We start from the raw sequence: 14,170 nt of genomic DNA, 5'->3' as shown, positions 1-14,170 counted from the left end.
CACTACATTTAGTCTTTTAAAGGCCACAGCCACGCCGCACCGCGCACGCCACTGGAATCACCATGCACCGCCTTCAACACTGGCGTTTCGCACTCACGACCAAACACCCACTGCTTCATCAACGTCGGCACGGTCTGATACAAACGATCGTTATTGCTCATCCCGCCGCCCAGCACGATCACATCGGGGTCCAATAGATTCACCACCTGCGCCAGCGATTTTGCCAGACGCATTTCATAACGGCGCATCGCCAGCTCCGCCACCGGATCCTGCTGCTCAATCAGCTTGATGATCTCCGCCCCTTTCAGCGCGTTGCCGCTCAAGCGCTGATAATCAATGGCAAATCCGGTACCGGACACAAACGTCTCGATGCAGCCCTGCAAGCCGCAATAGCACGGTACTTCCGCACGATAACGCAGCTCATCTTCGTCCATCCACGGCAGTGGATTGTGGCCCCATTCACCGGCATTGCCGTTACCGCCAATGCGTGACTCACCATTAATTGCCACCCCGGCGCCAGAACCGGTGCCAATAATCACCGCAAATACCAGCGGTTTTCCCGCACCGGCACCATCAACCGCTTCAGATACCGCCAGACAATTCGCGTCGTTGGCAATACGCACGTCACGATTCAGCGCCTGCGCCAAATCCTTATCCAACGGCTGACCATTGAGCCAGGTGGAGTTGGCATTTTTTACCCGCTGGGTATAGGGCGAAATGGTGCCCGGAATACCCAATCCCACCGTCCCCTGCTGCCCGGTCTTCTCTTCTGCCAGATGCACCAGATCAACAATCGCCTGTACCGTCGCACCATAGTCGTCACGCGGGGTATTCACGCGGTGACGAAACAATTCCTGCCCCTGATCTGAGAGTGCAATCACTTCAATTTTGGTGCCGCCTAAATCGATACCAATACGCACGTTTTATTCCTCATTATTCGTTAGGTTGAGAGACACAGTAGAGAGCCGTTGCGGTAAAGGCAATGAAACCCAGCCGATGTTTCGCTATGATGCGCGCTGACTGATAGATTTCCCCCGGTAAGGAATCCCGATGTTGTGGTTTAAAAATATGATGGTTTATCGTCTGAATCGTGACATTCCGCTGTCCGCAGACGATTTGGAAAAACAGCTCGATGCCTTCACCTTCTCACCCTGCGGTAGCCAGGATATGGCAAAAACCGGTTGGGTTTCCCCTATGGGTAACCGTAGCGAGGCGCTGACGCACGTAGTTAATGGTCAGATTGTGATCTGTGCCCGTACCGAGCAAAAAATTCTGCCTTCGCCGGTGGTAAAGCAGGCGCTGGAAGCCAAAATCGACAAGCTGGAAGCGGAACAAAGTCGCAAGCTGAAGAAGACCGAAAAGGATTCGTTGAAAGATGAAGTGCTCCACAGCTTGCTGCCACGCGCCTTTAGCCGTTTCAGCCAGACCTTTATGTGGATCGACACCGTCAACAATCTGATTATCGTTGACTGCGCCAGCGCAAAAAAAGCCGAAGATACCCTGGCACTGCTGCGCAAAAGCCTCGGTTCGCTTCCGGTGGTGCCATTAACCCTGGAAAGCCCGATTGAACTGACCCTGACCGAGTGGGTGCGTTCAGGCGAGCTGCCTGCTGGTTTCGCGCTGATGGATGAAGCCGAGCTAAAAGCACTGCTGGAAGAAGGCGGCGTGATTCGCTGTAAAAAGCAGGATCTGGTGTCGGACGAAATCGCTACCCATATCGAAGCCGGTAAAGTGGTCACCAAACTGGCGCTCGACTGGCAGGAGCGGATTCAGTTTGTTATCGCTGATGATGCGTCAGTGAAACGCCTGAAATTCAGCGATACCCTGCGTGAGCAAAATGACGATATCGATCGTGATGATTTTGCTCAGCGTTTCGATGCTGATTTCATTCTGATGACCAGTGAACTGGCGGCATTGATCAGTAATCTGGTGGAAGCTCTGGGCGGAGAAGCGCAGCGCTAACTTATTCGTAGCGGCGCGATTTATCGCGCTTGTTGTTCGCAACATTAACGTCAATGGCGCGCGATAAATCGCGCCGCTACAGAATGTGCATTAGAGATGAGATTTAAAGTCGTGTCGTTTCCTCCTGATATAGATCATCTCTTTTTATTGCAAAGACATTCTGCACATTCTTCATTTTTAATTTTTCGCCGACGACCAACACCTTCTCATGCCGGATAACGGTTTCTTCAACAGGTGTCTGAGAAGACGGTTCTTCTTTTATCGTTTTGAACTGCGGATGATAATTCTCAAACTTCTCACTAAATTGCCACGCCCTTTTATTCGAGAACTTTCCGGCATTTTCCGCAACGATAATACGGAATGGGTTATACTCGCCCGGTTCACTTTCTTCCGGTAAATTATTGGTCTGCTCCGGATTTTTTTGTACCGAAAAACTCTCCTTACCAAGATTATCCCAGTTAGTAATAAAAACGTTATCCGGCGATTCCGACTCCGAGAGACTTTCAACCCCGGAATCCGCCTGTTCGGACTCAGACAACGTAGCACCGGGCTTATTTTTCAACTCCACCGGGCATGGTGTTGTTTTTTCGGGATAACAGGCCCACAAGTTATTCAGGCTGAGTTTCTCCTTGCCAGATTCTTTTTCATTCTTCAATGTTCCTGCACTGAAAGGTGTTACCGCATTACCGGTTAACTTCACTGATCCCGGCACGCCAACCAGCCGCGGAAGCATAGGGGAATCCTTCATAAACCAGTGTTTATTGGTCGGTTGTAACTCTTTCAGCCCCTCGTTCACGCTGTGCTTTTTGCATTGATTGGTAGACAGGCAGGCACAGTTATGACCAATAAACTTAACCGCTTTCTTTATTTCCGTGGTTGCTCGTGCTGTAACAGGATTAAATAAGTGCCGGGTTATCCCGGGCGGCAATCGATAGACATTAGCAAAAGACATACAGCCTCCAGATAAATACATCATGCGATGTGAATATACTTTTTAATCTACATGACCGTCGATCGCAACCTTGCCAATAAAGAAAAAGCTATATTTTTCATGGCATTATTACAACACCAAGTAACTAAGAACATTTTTAATTTCTTGAAAGGAATGAAGAAAAATAAAACAAATAACCGTTTTAAATACAGATAAAATATTTTCTGAATTTTCGATTTAACGGTGTTAGCACCATCCCTGTGCTACCGATAATAAAAAAGGCCGCAGCGAAACGCTGCGGCCTGGATAGGATACTTACAGATAGCGGCACAGATAAGACGTTGGCTCAGCCACCTGCAAATGGAATTCGCTGTGGCCCGGCACGTTGAACACGCTGCCTGCTTCATACCACTTCCACTCGCTTTCACCCGGCAGCAGCACTTTCAGCGCGCCGCTGACCACAGTCATCTCTTCCGGCTGGCCAGTGCCGAAGGTGTATTCGCCTTCCGCCATTACGCCCACGCTTGCGCGACCAATGGTGACGCTATCGAAACCAATGGACTTCACTTTTCCGTCAAAATACTCACTCACGTTGAGCATATCACTTCCTCACAGCACATTAAGATAACAGGCAGATTACAAGGGAACTCGCTGATCTGTCACGCGAAATGACAAAAGGGATCACAACTTGTGATCCCCATGCATTAAACGATCAATTCCGCAGCCAGCTTGGCAACCAGCACGTTGGACAACAGCACCGGAATGCCCAACATCTTTTGCAGAAAATCACGATGCTTCTGGTGATAACCGATGCAATCGAGCACCACCACATCAGCCCCCTGCTCCTGAAGCGACAGCCCCGCCTCCACCAGATCCGCCTGTTGCGCCAGATAGGGGCTGGCTACCGCAAAACACGGCGGCGTACCCAGATTGCGCCACTTATTGGCCTGTTCCGCGATCTGCTCCTCAACCGGCACCACAATCCCGACTTTGTGCCCATGCACAATCGCGCCGACCAACGGCGGGATAATACGATCCGGCTCCAGCAGCAACGCTTTATGGGTTTTCAGCGAGCCAAATTCGCCAGTGCACAGCAGCAGGATCGTGTTGTAACCCTGATCCTCGAGTGCATAGATCTTCTGCTGCAATCCCTGCTCAACCTGATGCGCCGACAGACGCACCTGCTGCCCATCCAGCATACGCGACACCAGCACTTTCTCACCGGCAACTGGCGTATAGTGCTGCTCCACTTCCGCAAGGGTGAGGCCGTCAAGCAAACCGGCGTGCTCCACCTGCTCTACTGGCAGATGGGCCTGCAACAGCGGCAGAATGTCGCTGCGCGGAGACTGACCGATGGTCAGGGTAATCAGGGATGTTTTCATACTTATGATTTCCGGGAACGCAGATGGCTGAGGCTACCATACAAAGATAGCAGCAGTGCGTACTCCTGCGCGTCATAGAACTGGCAGGTTTCGCGGCCAAACTCTTTCGCCACTTCCACGGCAAACTTCACCGTGCTGGCGATGTCCACTTCGTGGCTGGCTCCGGTTCCACAACCTGGCACCACCGATTCCGCGCAAATTGCCACACCCACCACCGGCACATCGGTCGCGGTTGAAGGTTGCAGGATACTGTTGAGGTGATAAACCCCGTTACCGTACGGCGTGATGTCCTGGGTGGTAATCGGGAAAGTTACCGCCGGGCGACCGCTGGTCATCTCCATAATACGCAACAGATCTTCCGACACGCGCAGGATGTAACCCTCTTTCACCGTCGGCGACAGCGCATAACCTTTGTAATTGAGGATACGGTTGCCTTTGGTGGTATCGATGGAGAGGATGGCATCCACACCCGCCACCACTTCGTTATCGTTCATGGTGACATCGTCGATCGGTGAATCCATAAAATCCACCGGCTCATGTGGACGGGTCGGCGCATCCGGGCAGATATGGGTGGTGATGATCACATCCCCGGCCAACACATCGCCTTTGGTCTGCATCTGCGCCAGCTTCAGCGCGCTGCTGACCGCTGCCACAGCACCGTCGGCGTCCGACACCATGCCGATGCGCGTCGGGCGCGCACCGATACCGCCCAGACGGCCAATGATGCCGAGCGTTGGGGCGCTGCCGCCCTTGCTTTTACCCTGTGCCCCCGGAATATCGATGCGCACAAAGTCGGTACGTCCTTTCGGGCCGCTGACGCGTTTGGTGCTGGCGCTGACGCCCGGATAGGCGGCGAACAAATCAACCACCTGCTGACCATCGACGAAAGCGCTATCGAGTAACTCAAAGACTTGCAGTGTCTGCTGTAAACTCATGTTGGATTCCCTGATTATTTCTTACTGCTACTGGCAAAAAGTGAATGGAAGAAACTGTAGAGCGCATCTCCGGCGATAAAACCTGCCGCCATCACCTCCATCGGTGACCGGCCACGCTCGCCCCAGACGCGCAGGATCAGAACGCGTAGCGCAATCCCTACCAGCACCGCCCATCCGGCAGCCGCGTTGTTAATCAGCAAGCCGGTCGCCAGCAGAACGCCAAGCTGACGCTTCGGTCCACCAATCAACTGAATGATCGCACCAGGAATGGCCCACATCAGCAGGCTGCCTGCGATACCCGGTTCTGCACCGGCCTGAATGGTTTTGGCATATACGCGCGCCACTGGCGGCAGCAGGTTCTCTGCGAAGAACAGGTTATGGGCGTACCACACCACCGGAATGGCGATCACAAAAGCGATCATCGCGGCAATCAGCTGGATGCGACGCCCCCATAGCTCCTGCTGCACATCCGCGCCGTTACCACGCAGGATAAAACCGGCTTTCAGGTCGTAGCCCATATCCGCAAACGCCGGGCCGGTAGCGGCGGTAAAGCCACACAGCAGACACAGCGCCAACGGCGGGAAGCCGAGTAAAATACCCAGGATTAAGGTAATCAGCGCCACAGCAAACGCCGGGAACCAGCCGGAGTGCATCGCGGCAATACCGACAATCAACTCATGCACAAAGGCAGCAAAGGCGGCATAGACGATAAATAACACCAGCATCGGCAGGCCCATCTGACTCCACAAACCGCCCGCCAGCGCCAGTAATGCCGAGATAACGATGTAACCAACGGTGCCGAAACCGAGCGAGCGCTTCACTTCGCTGTCGCTACGGCTGACATTGATCGCCTCATTGCGACCACTGCGGATCACCTGCACCACCTGAATCAACGCCACCAGACCGGCACCCACCATTACGCCGTGGGGGATATACAGCGCGTTGATATCAATGCCCGCCACTGGCTGGGAATAAGCACGCAACAGGAAGCCAACACCGAGCATCGTCAGCGCCCAGATATTGCCGATAAACGCGGTGCCAAATGCCGACATCGGGATCTTCAGCATCGAGCCGACAATCCCGCCGACAATCCCCACCACCAGCAGCCACGCCTGACGGCCACCTTTGTCACCGGCTTTGATCGCTTCGGCGGCCGCAACGCCCGGCGGCCAGGCGTTGCTGGCCGGGAATACGCGGGTATCAAACAGGCGATAGAGCAGATAAGCATCCAGCAGCATCGCCGCGCTGACGCCGACAAACAGCGGCAGCACCAATTGTGGTTCACCCAACGCCCAGGGCACAGCAATCGGCATCAGCAAACTGTTGGCAGCACCAAAAGTGGCGGAAGAGATGGCCGTTTGCGCCAGGTTCTGCACTTCGACCGAACGGTAGCTTTGATACCATTTCAACGGAATACGCGCCAGTAGCATGGCAAAGAGCGCGCCGATAATTGAGGTATTGGGGGTGACCCCGATGGTCGTAATTAATTGTACGCCGATAATTGCGCCCGCAACGGACAGCAATACCAGCATTAAACCCACTCCGAGACTTTTTATTGGATTGGTGTGACGCATGTTATTCCCCGTAAATTCACCCTGGCGAAAACGTGATTACGCACCGCCCGACACGCGGGACGGCGGTATTGAGTTAAATAATCATTCCCTGACGGTTGAAATAAGCAGGCCCGAAGGCCTGTTATTTCCCTGGTGTGGCGCGAAATATTACGCCGTAAAATCAGGCACCATATTTTTCGGCCATGATGGCCGCAGTGGCGCGTAATTCATTGAGCAGCGCTTCCGGATAACCCGGGGCTGCTTCCTGTGAAAGAAATGAGAGACAGAGCGCGACACTTTCGCCGCGATGTTTATTGGTGACAGCAACCGCCATCGAACTGATGCCCGGTAACGTTTCATTGCGTGCCAGCGCCCACCCCTGGCGACGAATAGTGGCCAGCTCGGTACAAAGCGCATCAACATCCAGCGGAGAGTTAAGTGAGGCGGCATGCCACTCGTCGGCAAAGCGCGCCCGAACTTCTTCATCGCTGCTTTGTGCCAGCAACACGCGACCGGTGGACGTCCCCGCCGCCGGCATCCGCGTGCCCGGAGGGGTAATCAACTGGGTAAACAGGCGTCCGTGATACATACGCATCACAAGGATATCGTGCCCATCCAACACCGAGATATACCCCATGCATCCGGTGCTGGAGGCCAGGCGCGCCATCGCGCCCGAAGCACTATCCACCAACGGTGTGGAGAGATAATGCCCCGCAACCGACAGCAGTACGCGACCAATATGGAAGCAGCGGCTGTCTGGATCGCGTTCCAGTAACCCCTGACTTTCCATCGTCGCCAGTAGACGGGAAACGGTACTTTTTGGCAGTTCTAATGCCTCAACCACCTCGGTGAAGGTGAGGCCGGGATGCCCCTGCGTCACGCCAAAGCGCTGGAATAACTTAAGCACTGCGGCGGCATTTTCGAGTGTGGTCATAAAAGTAGTTTCACTATCTGGAACTGAGTTCCTGATTCAATACCCCGAAATTAAAACGTCAGGTTTTTGTGGTCAAGCGCAAATTTTGTACCAGCAAAAATGGCAGGAAATTAAGGCAGCATAAAATGAGGAATAAAGTAAAAACTGAGTGATTTTATCAGGCAGAGAGAATTAAGCGCAGAAAAGACGATAACTTTCTGGCCGCTTTGCAGCGAATTCACGGGAAGAGAAAAATATGGTTAATAACGGCAAGTCATTACTGGCATCCTTGCCAGCCGATATTACTCTTTTTCCACATCTTCATAGCGATTTTTGGCATCCTGCGCTTCCGCTTCAGTTTTATGTTCGCTAATTAGCGAGTCCGGGCGTGGATGATCGGCGCGTAATTCGTACCAGGTGACGGTATTGCCCGCCGTGCCTTTTTCAACGGTGACGATGCGGGCCTGGCGCGGGTAAGGTGGTCTTGATGGCATATTGCCCTCCTGGGTAACTCAGTTATCCAAACGGACAGCAGTAATCCCCTGTCCGTTTTTAAGTATAGACAATGAGGATCACGATAATTTACGGAGCGGCGCGATTAATCGCGCGGGGTTTAAAAGCGCGCGATTTAACGCGCCGTTACGGGGAATTTGCAGACGTTAGCTGGCACGCGCCAGAGAAAGGGATTGCAGGATCGCTTCCACCACCAAATCCGGCGACTGCATGGCATTCACCTCATGGTGCGCCGCCTGATGGTAAAGATGCGCACGCTGACGCAGGATATCGCCCATCTCTTCGGCAATCGGACGGCCGGTTAAGGTCGGGCGTTGCGCCGCTTCTGGCTGACGCACCAGTCGGTCGGCCAGCACCGTTGAAGGCGCATTCAACCAGATAACCTGGCCATGCTCACGCATAAAGCGACGATTCACCTCGGCCAGCACCATACCGCCACCGGTGGCAATGATTGTACCGGGCGCAGTGACCGCCTGAAGCGACTCGCTTTCGCGCGCGCGAAAGCTATCCCAGCCTTCAGCCGCCACGATTTCCGCCACGGTACGCTGAGTGGTGATTTGCAGGTGATGGTCGGTATCACGAAAGGCGTAACCGAGCGCCTGCGACAGCGCCTGGCCAATGGTGGTTTTACCGCAACCGCGTGCGCCGATCAGATAGATGGGTAATGACATCCTGGCTCATCCTCCGCCGTGTTTTGCCGCACGGGCATTGTCATCAGGTCAATATTGCGTCGCATGATACCTGGATTTCATTTCATCAGCCACCGGCGAAGCACGATTTACGCGTATCTTGCCCATACAATCTCATATCTATATAATTAATAAAGGAAAAATCATGCGAGTTTTGTGCATCCGCAAAAGTGTAAGTTCGGGCAACATTTGCTTACCAGCGCGTTGATTTACTTTCTGTCATCCCGCCCGCATATAGTGGGATAACTCGCAAACGGAGGTTTACCATGCAGAGCGAAGAACAACAGTTAATTGAAAGCCTGTTCAGCCGTCTGAAACAGGCTGAGAGTCAAAGTGGCCCGCGTGATGCGGGCGCAGAGCAGTTAATCAAACAACACTTGCTGTCACAGCCCGGTGCACCTTATTACATGGCGCAGGCGATCCTGATTCAGGAAGCCGCGATGAAAAAGCTCAATGCGCAAATCGGTGAGCTGGAGAATCGTCTGGCGCAGGCGCAGCAACAGCAGCAGGCACCGCAGCAGAGCAGCGGCGGTTTCCTCTCCAGCCTGTTTGGCGGCGGTTCACGTCCGGCGGCACAACCGCAGCAACAGCAACCGGTGTGGAACAGCGCACCACCCCAGCAGCCGCAATATCAGCAGCCGCAGTATGCCAGTGCTCCAGCGGCGCGTGGCACCGGTTTTCTCGGCGGTGCATTGCAGACCGCAGTGGGTGTGGCCGGTGGTGTGGTGATGGCGGATATGTTGACCAGCCTGTTCCATCATTCGCAGCCGGAAGAGATTGTGAACATCATCAACGAGCCAGCGCTGCCACAAGTTGATGACAATCTTGATACCTTTAATGGTGTCAACGACAGCAACAACGCGTTCCTGAACGATAATACCAGCGGCTGGGATAACAGCTTCGCCGACAACAATGACTTCAGCGATTTCGGCGGCAGTGACGATTTTAACGACGACGACAGCTTTGTCTAACGCCGTTGACGTAACCATTTATCCAGTTCATTAGCAAACTGCTGGCGGTCGCGTGGGCTGAGAGCCGACGGGCCGCCGCTTTGAATCCCGCTGGCGCGCATGGTTTCCATAAAGTCGCGCATGGTTAAGCGCTGACGAATGGTATCCGGCGAATAACGTTCACCACGCGGATTCAGCGCCGCCGCCCCCTTCTCCAGCACCTCCGCTGCCAGCGGAATATCACCGGTGATCACCAACTCACCCGGCTCAACGCGTTTGACAATCTCGTTATCAGCCACATCAAAACCTGCCGCAACCTGCAAGGTTTTCAGCCACGGTGAAGGTGGCACGCGCAGCGGCTGGTTAGCCACAAAGGTCACCAGGGTTTGTGTGCGTTCTGCGGCGCGGTACAACACTTCTTTGATGACATTGGGGCAGGCATCAGCATCAACCCAAATCGACATAATGGATCCTTTCTTACAGTGAATGGGTGTGATCTTGCCGTTCTGCGCCAGAATGGCAAATTTAATTTGATCGCGCCGTCCAGCCACGTAAGCTAGCCGATACAGAAAATTGAACCATCTTAAGGATCACGCAATGCTGGAGAAGAAAATCGGGTTTATCGGTGCCGGTAATATGGCAAAAGCGATTATCAGCGGTCTGGTAAACAGCGGGCAGATCGCCCCGGCCAATATCCTGGTTTATGATCGCAAACCGGCAACCAATCAGGCTCTGGCGCAGCAGTATGGCGTGACGGCGGCAGAGAGTGCCGAAAGCCTGGCAGCGGAAGTCGATATCCTGTTTGGCGCGGTGAAACCCAATGTCATTCTCAAAGTGCTGAAGGATCTGGCGAGTCAGCTAAAAAAAGAGGCGCTGGTGGTGTCGATTGCCGCCGGAGTGACGCTGGATTCGCTGGCTGCCGTGCTGGGCCACGATCGTAAAATCATCCGCGTGATGCCGAACACACCCTCGCTGGTAAATGAAGGGATGACATCGGTGACACCGAATGTGCTGGTTGAGCAGCATGAAACGGATGAAGTGGTGGCGATTTTCGAAAGCTTCGGTAAGGCCGCAGTGGTCAGCGAATATCTGATTCACGCGGTGGTCGGCGTCAGCGGTTCAGCCCCGGCCTACGTGTTTATGTTTATTGAGGCGATGGCCGATGCTGCGGTACTGGGCGGCATGCCCCGCGCCCAGGCCTATCAATTTGCCGCGCAGGCAGTTAAGGGGTCGGCGCAGATGGTGCTGGAGACCGGCAAACATCCCGGTGAACTGAAAGATATGGTGTGTTCTCCCGGCGGCACCACCATTGAAGCGGTGAAAGTGTTGGAGGAGAAAGGCTTCCGTGCTGCGGTGATCGAAGCGATGCAGCAATGTATGAAGAAATCCGATGCGCTAAGTAAGCAGTAATTTAGCCCCTTCTGTCGTAGCGGCACGATTTATCGCGCCGCTACGACATTCGTATTTAACCTTGATGTTCTTCAAACAGCGCTATTCCCTGCGCCATTGTCATCGGCTGCTGCATCAGTTCTACCAGCGCTGCCGTCAAGGTATACATGCCCGCTGAACAAGCTGCCGCCAGCTTTCCCTGCTGCCCATAAAAGGCGATAAAACGCTTGTCCTGTAATGATCCCAGTAAACGGTATTCATCCCATTCTGTGGCATGTCCCAGATATTCGTAGCGCGTGCCGTAGTGTGCGGTCCAGAAAAAGGGCACACGGTCAAACAGCTGGCGTTGCCCCAACATGTTCAGAGCAGCAATTCGACCCTGTTGCTGCGCCACCCGATAGTGCTCGATACGCAGTGGCCCATTTGGCGTGGGATAACAGGCAATATCACCCGCTGCCCAGATATTTTTCGCCACCTGTAGCTGACTATCCGTGGTCAGGCTGCCATCTGCCTGCATTGCCAGATCATGGATAAATCCGGTAACTGGCTGAATACCGGTTGCAAACAGCACCAGACCTGCCGTGAGTTGCTTACCATTTTTCAGCGTGATGGCTTCAACGTGTTCAGTACCGATCAGCGCCTGCGGTTCCCCCTGCACCATCTTCACCCCATTTCCGGTGTGCAGTTCGCGAAAATATTGGCCAATTTCATCACCAAATTGTTTAGCAAACGGCAGTGGGTGACGCGCCAATACGGTGACATCAACATCCCGGTTTCGCAGCGCGCCCGCCAACTCCATACCAATGAAGCTATTGCCAACAATCACGATCTGATGGGTTTCATCAACATCCTCCAGCAGCGACGCGGCCTGGCTGAGCGAGTGCAACAGGTGAACACCAGGCAAATCCCGTCCAGGAATGTCCAGTGGCTGCGCGCTACCACCGCTGGCAATCAGGAGCTGATCAAAGGGTAAGGTCTGACCATTGGAGAACGTCAACTGTTGCGCCGCACTGTCCAGCTCCACCACGTTGGCCTGAATACGCTCAACATGCCCCAGCACATCGTCTTTCAGTAAACGCGGCACCTCTTCGATAGCCATTTTTCCCGCCGGGACAAACTTACTTAACGCGGTACGATCGTAGGGTGCCTCAGCTTCGCGCTCAATCAGAACCAGATGCCCGGTGAAGCCTTCGTGTCGCAGCGTCCACAATGCTGCGCTGCCTGCCGCCCCCGATCCCAGCACTACGCAAACCGGTTTTTCTCGTTCAGTCGCAGGCAGCGTGGCTGAGGACATGGCTTTGGTGTTGACCCAGACCTGCCCCTGTTCGATACGTACCGGATAGTTTTTCAAATCCGCCAGAGCCAGCGGCTCACGCATCCTGCCATCTTCAATGCCAAACACCGCCTTATGCCAGGGGCACACCAATTCATCTCCGCATACCGCCCCTTGTTCGAGTGGTGCGCCAGCATGGGGGCATTTGGCTTGCAAAGCATGGACACGATCACCTTCACGGATCAGCAAAATATCTTTGTCACCGACGGTAAATTTGGTCGGTTTATGTTGCTTAAGCTTTTTCAACTCAACGACAGATTGATAGCTCACGTTTGGCCTCCCTTAACTGTAGTCAGGTGCGATGCCCTAAATCCCTACAAACAGTAAGTTTGGCAAAACCTGATAATTTGGCGGGCTGATATTAAAGAGAGACGGGTAACAGTCTGTTAAGCAGAGGTTTTTAGCAGGAAATAAAAAATAGCGGCCCTCAGACCGCTATCAGGAGATTAACTTTTTTTCAGGCACGAACTCATAAAGGTTTTACGTGCATCGCCGCTGAGTTTTTTATCACCCGCTTCGGTGTTACAGGTTTTCATCTTCATTTGCTGCGGCGTCATGCTGCCCATTTTGCTGTCTTTTTTCAGACAGTCGCTCATAAAGCTTTTACGCGCATCACCTTTCAGGTTTTGCGATGACGCATGTTGATTACACATGGTCATTTTTTCCTGCTGCGCCGTTTTCTCTGCGGCACCCGCAGTACCCGCTAACAATAAGCCCGCAGCCATCATTGCCATAAAAAACGATTTCATTGCATCTTCTCCATAGAGTTATCGCCTGATAAGCCTGGCATGAGATAAGCAAAGCAGAAATAAATATAATGAAAAACGCCTGTGGCGATCACAGGCGTTGAGAAAATCATATGCGGGGATGGTTAAGCAGTTTTTCAACGTAATTACGTAGCAACAGGGCATCGGGAGACGTTTCTGGCTCGGTTGCCGGTGCCATCGCGTTTTCAATACCCAAAGTAATCCCTTTTAATTGTTCCGGCTCAAGTTTGCGTAACAAGGCCGTAACCACAATTTCCAGCGCCTCAACCTGGACCACTAATTCTTTAGACTCTTCTTCTTTTTCAGCCAGCTTAAGCAGGAGTTCCGCAATCAGATTTTTCATGCGACCAACTCAATTAGTTGAGGGAAATGCTGACGTTAGCATTGAGCAGAATAAAACAACAGGGATTTTTATGCGATCCTGTTAACTCAGTTAAAAAAGGCGGGAAAGAAAACTTGATGCAGGATTTTATTATTAAGCGGCGAAACGTTTCTCTGATAAATAATGCTTTTGTGAAACGTTTCGCGCGCTATAGCAGCAATTAACCCGGGAGGTTAATGGCTTATGGCCCCATAAATCCGCGACCCGGACCGCCACCGTGGCCACCCCAACCGCCGCCACCGCCGCCCCAACCACCACCGCCACCCGGAGGCGGGAAAATACAACCGCTCAGCGCGGTCACCAATGCCACAACGGCTGCGATTTTAACAATACGGACCATAATTACCTCAGGATGGAGAAATCGCGCTGAGTGTATGAGTCGCCAGCGCGCCCGACAATACAGAATTCTCCGCAACCCGGCGCTATTCATCTCTGCTCACCATGCTTAACAATTTACTGGCACTACGCCAG

At 53.3% G+C, this 14,170-nt stretch carries 17 protein-coding genes; 3 read left to right on the top strand and 14 right to left on the bottom strand.

What is annotated here, in order from left to right; genetic code table 11:
* Positions 1-8 precede the first annotated feature (8 nt).
* Positions 9-920 (bottom strand): fructokinase, encoded by a 912-nt coding sequence (gene mak / locus CTZ24_RS04600; protein WP_208724939.1) that lies wholly within the window; start codon positions 918-920, stop codon positions 9-11.
* A gap of 130 nt (positions 921-1,050) precedes the next feature.
* Here mak and rdgC point away from each other — a divergent pair, with 130 nt between their 5' ends.
* Positions 1,051-1,962, top strand: coding sequence for a recombination-associated protein RdgC (gene rdgC / locus CTZ24_RS04595; protein WP_208724938.1), 912 nt, complete (start codon positions 1,051-1,053; stop codon positions 1,960-1,962).
* Between the two features lie 103 nt (positions 1,963-2,065).
* Here the strand turns inward: rdgC and CTZ24_RS04590 are convergent, their stop codons facing one another.
* The 8 genes from CTZ24_RS04590 to aroL form a co-directional block, all read right to left on the bottom strand.
* On the bottom strand, positions 2,066-2,914 hold the full coding sequence (locus CTZ24_RS04590; protein WP_208724937.1) for a hypothetical protein: 849 nt from the start codon (positions 2,912-2,914) through the stop codon (positions 2,066-2,068).
* Positions 2,915-3,208: 294 nt separating this feature from the next.
* The gene (gene ppnP, locus CTZ24_RS04585) at positions 3,209-3,493 is read right to left on the bottom strand and encodes a pyrimidine/purine nucleoside phosphorylase (protein ID WP_021185889.1); all 285 of its coding nucleotides are present in this window, start codon (positions 3,491-3,493) and stop codon (positions 3,209-3,211) included.
* A gap of 104 nt (positions 3,494-3,597) precedes the next feature.
* Positions 3,598-4,275, bottom strand: coding sequence for an AroM family protein (locus CTZ24_RS04580; RefSeq protein WP_208724936.1), 678 nt, complete (start codon positions 4,273-4,275; stop codon positions 3,598-3,600).
* Positions 4,276-4,277: 2 nt separating this feature from the next.
* On the bottom strand, positions 4,278-5,210 hold the full coding sequence (locus tag CTZ24_RS04575) for a DUF1177 domain-containing protein (protein ID WP_208724935.1): 933 nt from the start codon (positions 5,208-5,210) through the stop codon (positions 4,278-4,280).
* Between the two features lie 14 nt (positions 5,211-5,224).
* Positions 5,225-6,784 (bottom strand): OPT/YSL family transporter, encoded by a 1,560-nt coding sequence (locus CTZ24_RS04570; protein WP_208724934.1) that lies wholly within the window; start codon positions 6,782-6,784, stop codon positions 5,225-5,227.
* Positions 6,785-6,944: 160 nt separating this feature from the next.
* Positions 6,945-7,697 (bottom strand): IclR family transcriptional regulator, encoded by a 753-nt coding sequence (locus CTZ24_RS04565; protein WP_021185893.1) that lies wholly within the window; start codon positions 7,695-7,697, stop codon positions 6,945-6,947.
* 281 nt (positions 7,698-7,978) lie between these two features.
* Positions 7,979-8,170, bottom strand: a complete 192-nt coding sequence (locus tag CTZ24_RS04560; RefSeq protein ID WP_021185894.1) for a YaiA family protein — start codon at positions 8,168-8,170, stop codon at positions 7,979-7,981.
* Positions 8,171-8,335: 165 nt separating this feature from the next.
* Positions 8,336-8,860 carry a shikimate kinase AroL gene (gene aroL / locus CTZ24_RS04555; protein WP_021185895.1) on the bottom strand — a complete coding sequence of 175 codons (525 nt, stop codon included), beginning with the start codon at positions 8,858-8,860 and terminating at the stop codon, positions 8,336-8,338.
* A gap of 284 nt (positions 8,861-9,144) precedes the next feature.
* Here aroL and CTZ24_RS04550 point away from each other — a divergent pair, with 284 nt between their 5' ends.
* A complete protein-coding gene (locus CTZ24_RS04550; RefSeq protein ID WP_021185896.1) occupies positions 9,145-9,849 on the top strand; it encodes a DUF2076 domain-containing protein in 705 nt (234 codons plus the stop codon).
* Here CTZ24_RS04550 and CTZ24_RS04545 read toward each other — a convergent pair.
* Positions 9,846-10,292, bottom strand: coding sequence for a YaiI/YqxD family protein (locus tag CTZ24_RS04545; protein ID WP_021185897.1), 447 nt, complete (start codon positions 10,290-10,292; stop codon positions 9,846-9,848). The two genes, CTZ24_RS04550 and CTZ24_RS04545, sit on opposite strands and share 4 nt — an antisense overlap.
* Positions 10,293-10,425: 133 nt before the next feature.
* Here CTZ24_RS04545 and proC point away from each other — a divergent pair, with 133 nt between their 5' ends.
* On the top strand, positions 10,426-11,238 hold the full coding sequence (gene proC, locus CTZ24_RS04540) for a pyrroline-5-carboxylate reductase (protein ID WP_208724933.1): 813 nt from the start codon (positions 10,426-10,428) through the stop codon (positions 11,236-11,238).
* Between the two features lie 55 nt (positions 11,239-11,293).
* Here the strand turns inward: proC and CTZ24_RS04535 are convergent, their stop codons facing one another.
* From CTZ24_RS04535 to CTZ24_RS04520, 4 genes are all read right to left on the bottom strand, one after another.
* Entirely contained in the window at positions 11,294-12,820 is a 1,527-nt protein-coding gene (locus CTZ24_RS04535; RefSeq protein ID WP_208724932.1) for an FAD-dependent oxidoreductase, read from the bottom strand.
* 176 nt (positions 12,821-12,996) lie between these two features.
* On the bottom strand, positions 12,997-13,299 hold the full coding sequence (locus CTZ24_RS04530) for a PsiF family protein (RefSeq protein ID WP_208724931.1): 303 nt from the start codon (positions 13,297-13,299) through the stop codon (positions 12,997-12,999).
* Positions 13,300-13,405: 106 nt separating this feature from the next.
* Complete coding sequence (gene iraP / locus CTZ24_RS04525; protein WP_208724930.1) at positions 13,406-13,660, bottom strand: anti-adapter protein IraP; 255 nt, start codon at positions 13,658-13,660, stop codon at positions 13,406-13,408.
* A gap of 220 nt (positions 13,661-13,880) precedes the next feature.
* Positions 13,881-14,039, bottom strand: coding sequence for a hypothetical protein (locus CTZ24_RS04520; protein ID WP_021185903.1), 159 nt, complete (start codon positions 14,037-14,039; stop codon positions 13,881-13,883).
* Positions 14,040-14,170: the final 131 nt, after the last annotated feature.

This window comes from Pantoea phytobeneficialis, assembly GCF_009728735.1.
In the GTDB taxonomy this organism is placed as follows: domain Bacteria; phylum Pseudomonadota; class Gammaproteobacteria; order Enterobacterales; family Enterobacteriaceae; genus Pantoea; species Pantoea phytobeneficialis.
This window is presented reverse-complemented; position numbering and strand designations above follow the sequence as displayed.

Coding starts and splice junctions, on each gene's coding strand:
- CTZ24_RS04550 (WP_021185896.1), top strand. CDS start 9,145: ATGCAGAGCGAAGAACAACAGTTAATTGAAAGCCTGTTCAGCCGTCTG.
- CTZ24_RS04590 (WP_208724937.1), bottom strand. CDS start 2,914: ATGTCTTTTGCTAATGTCTATCGATTGCCGCCCGGGATAACCCGGCAC.
- CTZ24_RS04570 (WP_208724934.1), bottom strand. CDS start 6,784: ATGCGTCACACCAATCCAATAAAAAGTCTCGGAGTGGGTTTAATGCTG.
- CTZ24_RS04575 (WP_208724935.1), bottom strand. CDS start 5,210: ATGAGTTTACAGCAGACACTGCAAGTCTTTGAGTTACTCGATAGCGCT.
- CTZ24_RS04530 (WP_208724931.1), bottom strand. CDS start 13,299: ATGAAATCGTTTTTTATGGCAATGATGGCTGCGGGCTTATTGTTAGCG.
- CTZ24_RS04560 (WP_021185894.1), bottom strand. CDS start 8,170: ATGCCATCAAGACCACCTTACCCGCGCCAGGCCCGCATCGTCACCGTT.
- CTZ24_RS04580 (WP_208724936.1), bottom strand. CDS start 4,275: ATGAAAACATCCCTGATTACCCTGACCATCGGTCAGTCTCCGCGCAGC.
- iraP (WP_208724930.1), bottom strand. CDS start 13,660: ATGAAAAATCTGATTGCGGAACTCCTGCTTAAGCTGGCTGAAAAAGAA.
- aroL (WP_021185895.1), bottom strand. CDS start 8,860: ATGTCATTACCCATCTATCTGATCGGCGCACGCGGTTGCGGTAAAACC.
- ppnP (WP_021185889.1), bottom strand. CDS start 3,493: ATGCTCAACGTGAGTGAGTATTTTGACGGAAAAGTGAAGTCCATTGGT.
- CTZ24_RS04520 (WP_021185903.1), bottom strand. CDS start 14,039: ATGGTCCGTATTGTTAAAATCGCAGCCGTTGTGGCATTGGTGACCGCG.
- CTZ24_RS04565 (WP_021185893.1), bottom strand. CDS start 7,697: ATGACCACACTCGAAAATGCCGCCGCAGTGCTTAAGTTATTCCAGCGC.
- proC (WP_208724933.1), top strand. CDS start 10,426: ATGCTGGAGAAGAAAATCGGGTTTATCGGTGCCGGTAATATGGCAAAA.
- rdgC (WP_208724938.1), top strand. CDS start 1,051: ATGTTGTGGTTTAAAAATATGATGGTTTATCGTCTGAATCGTGACATT.
- CTZ24_RS04545 (WP_021185897.1), bottom strand. CDS start 10,292: ATGTCGATTTGGGTTGATGCTGATGCCTGCCCCAATGTCATCAAAGAA.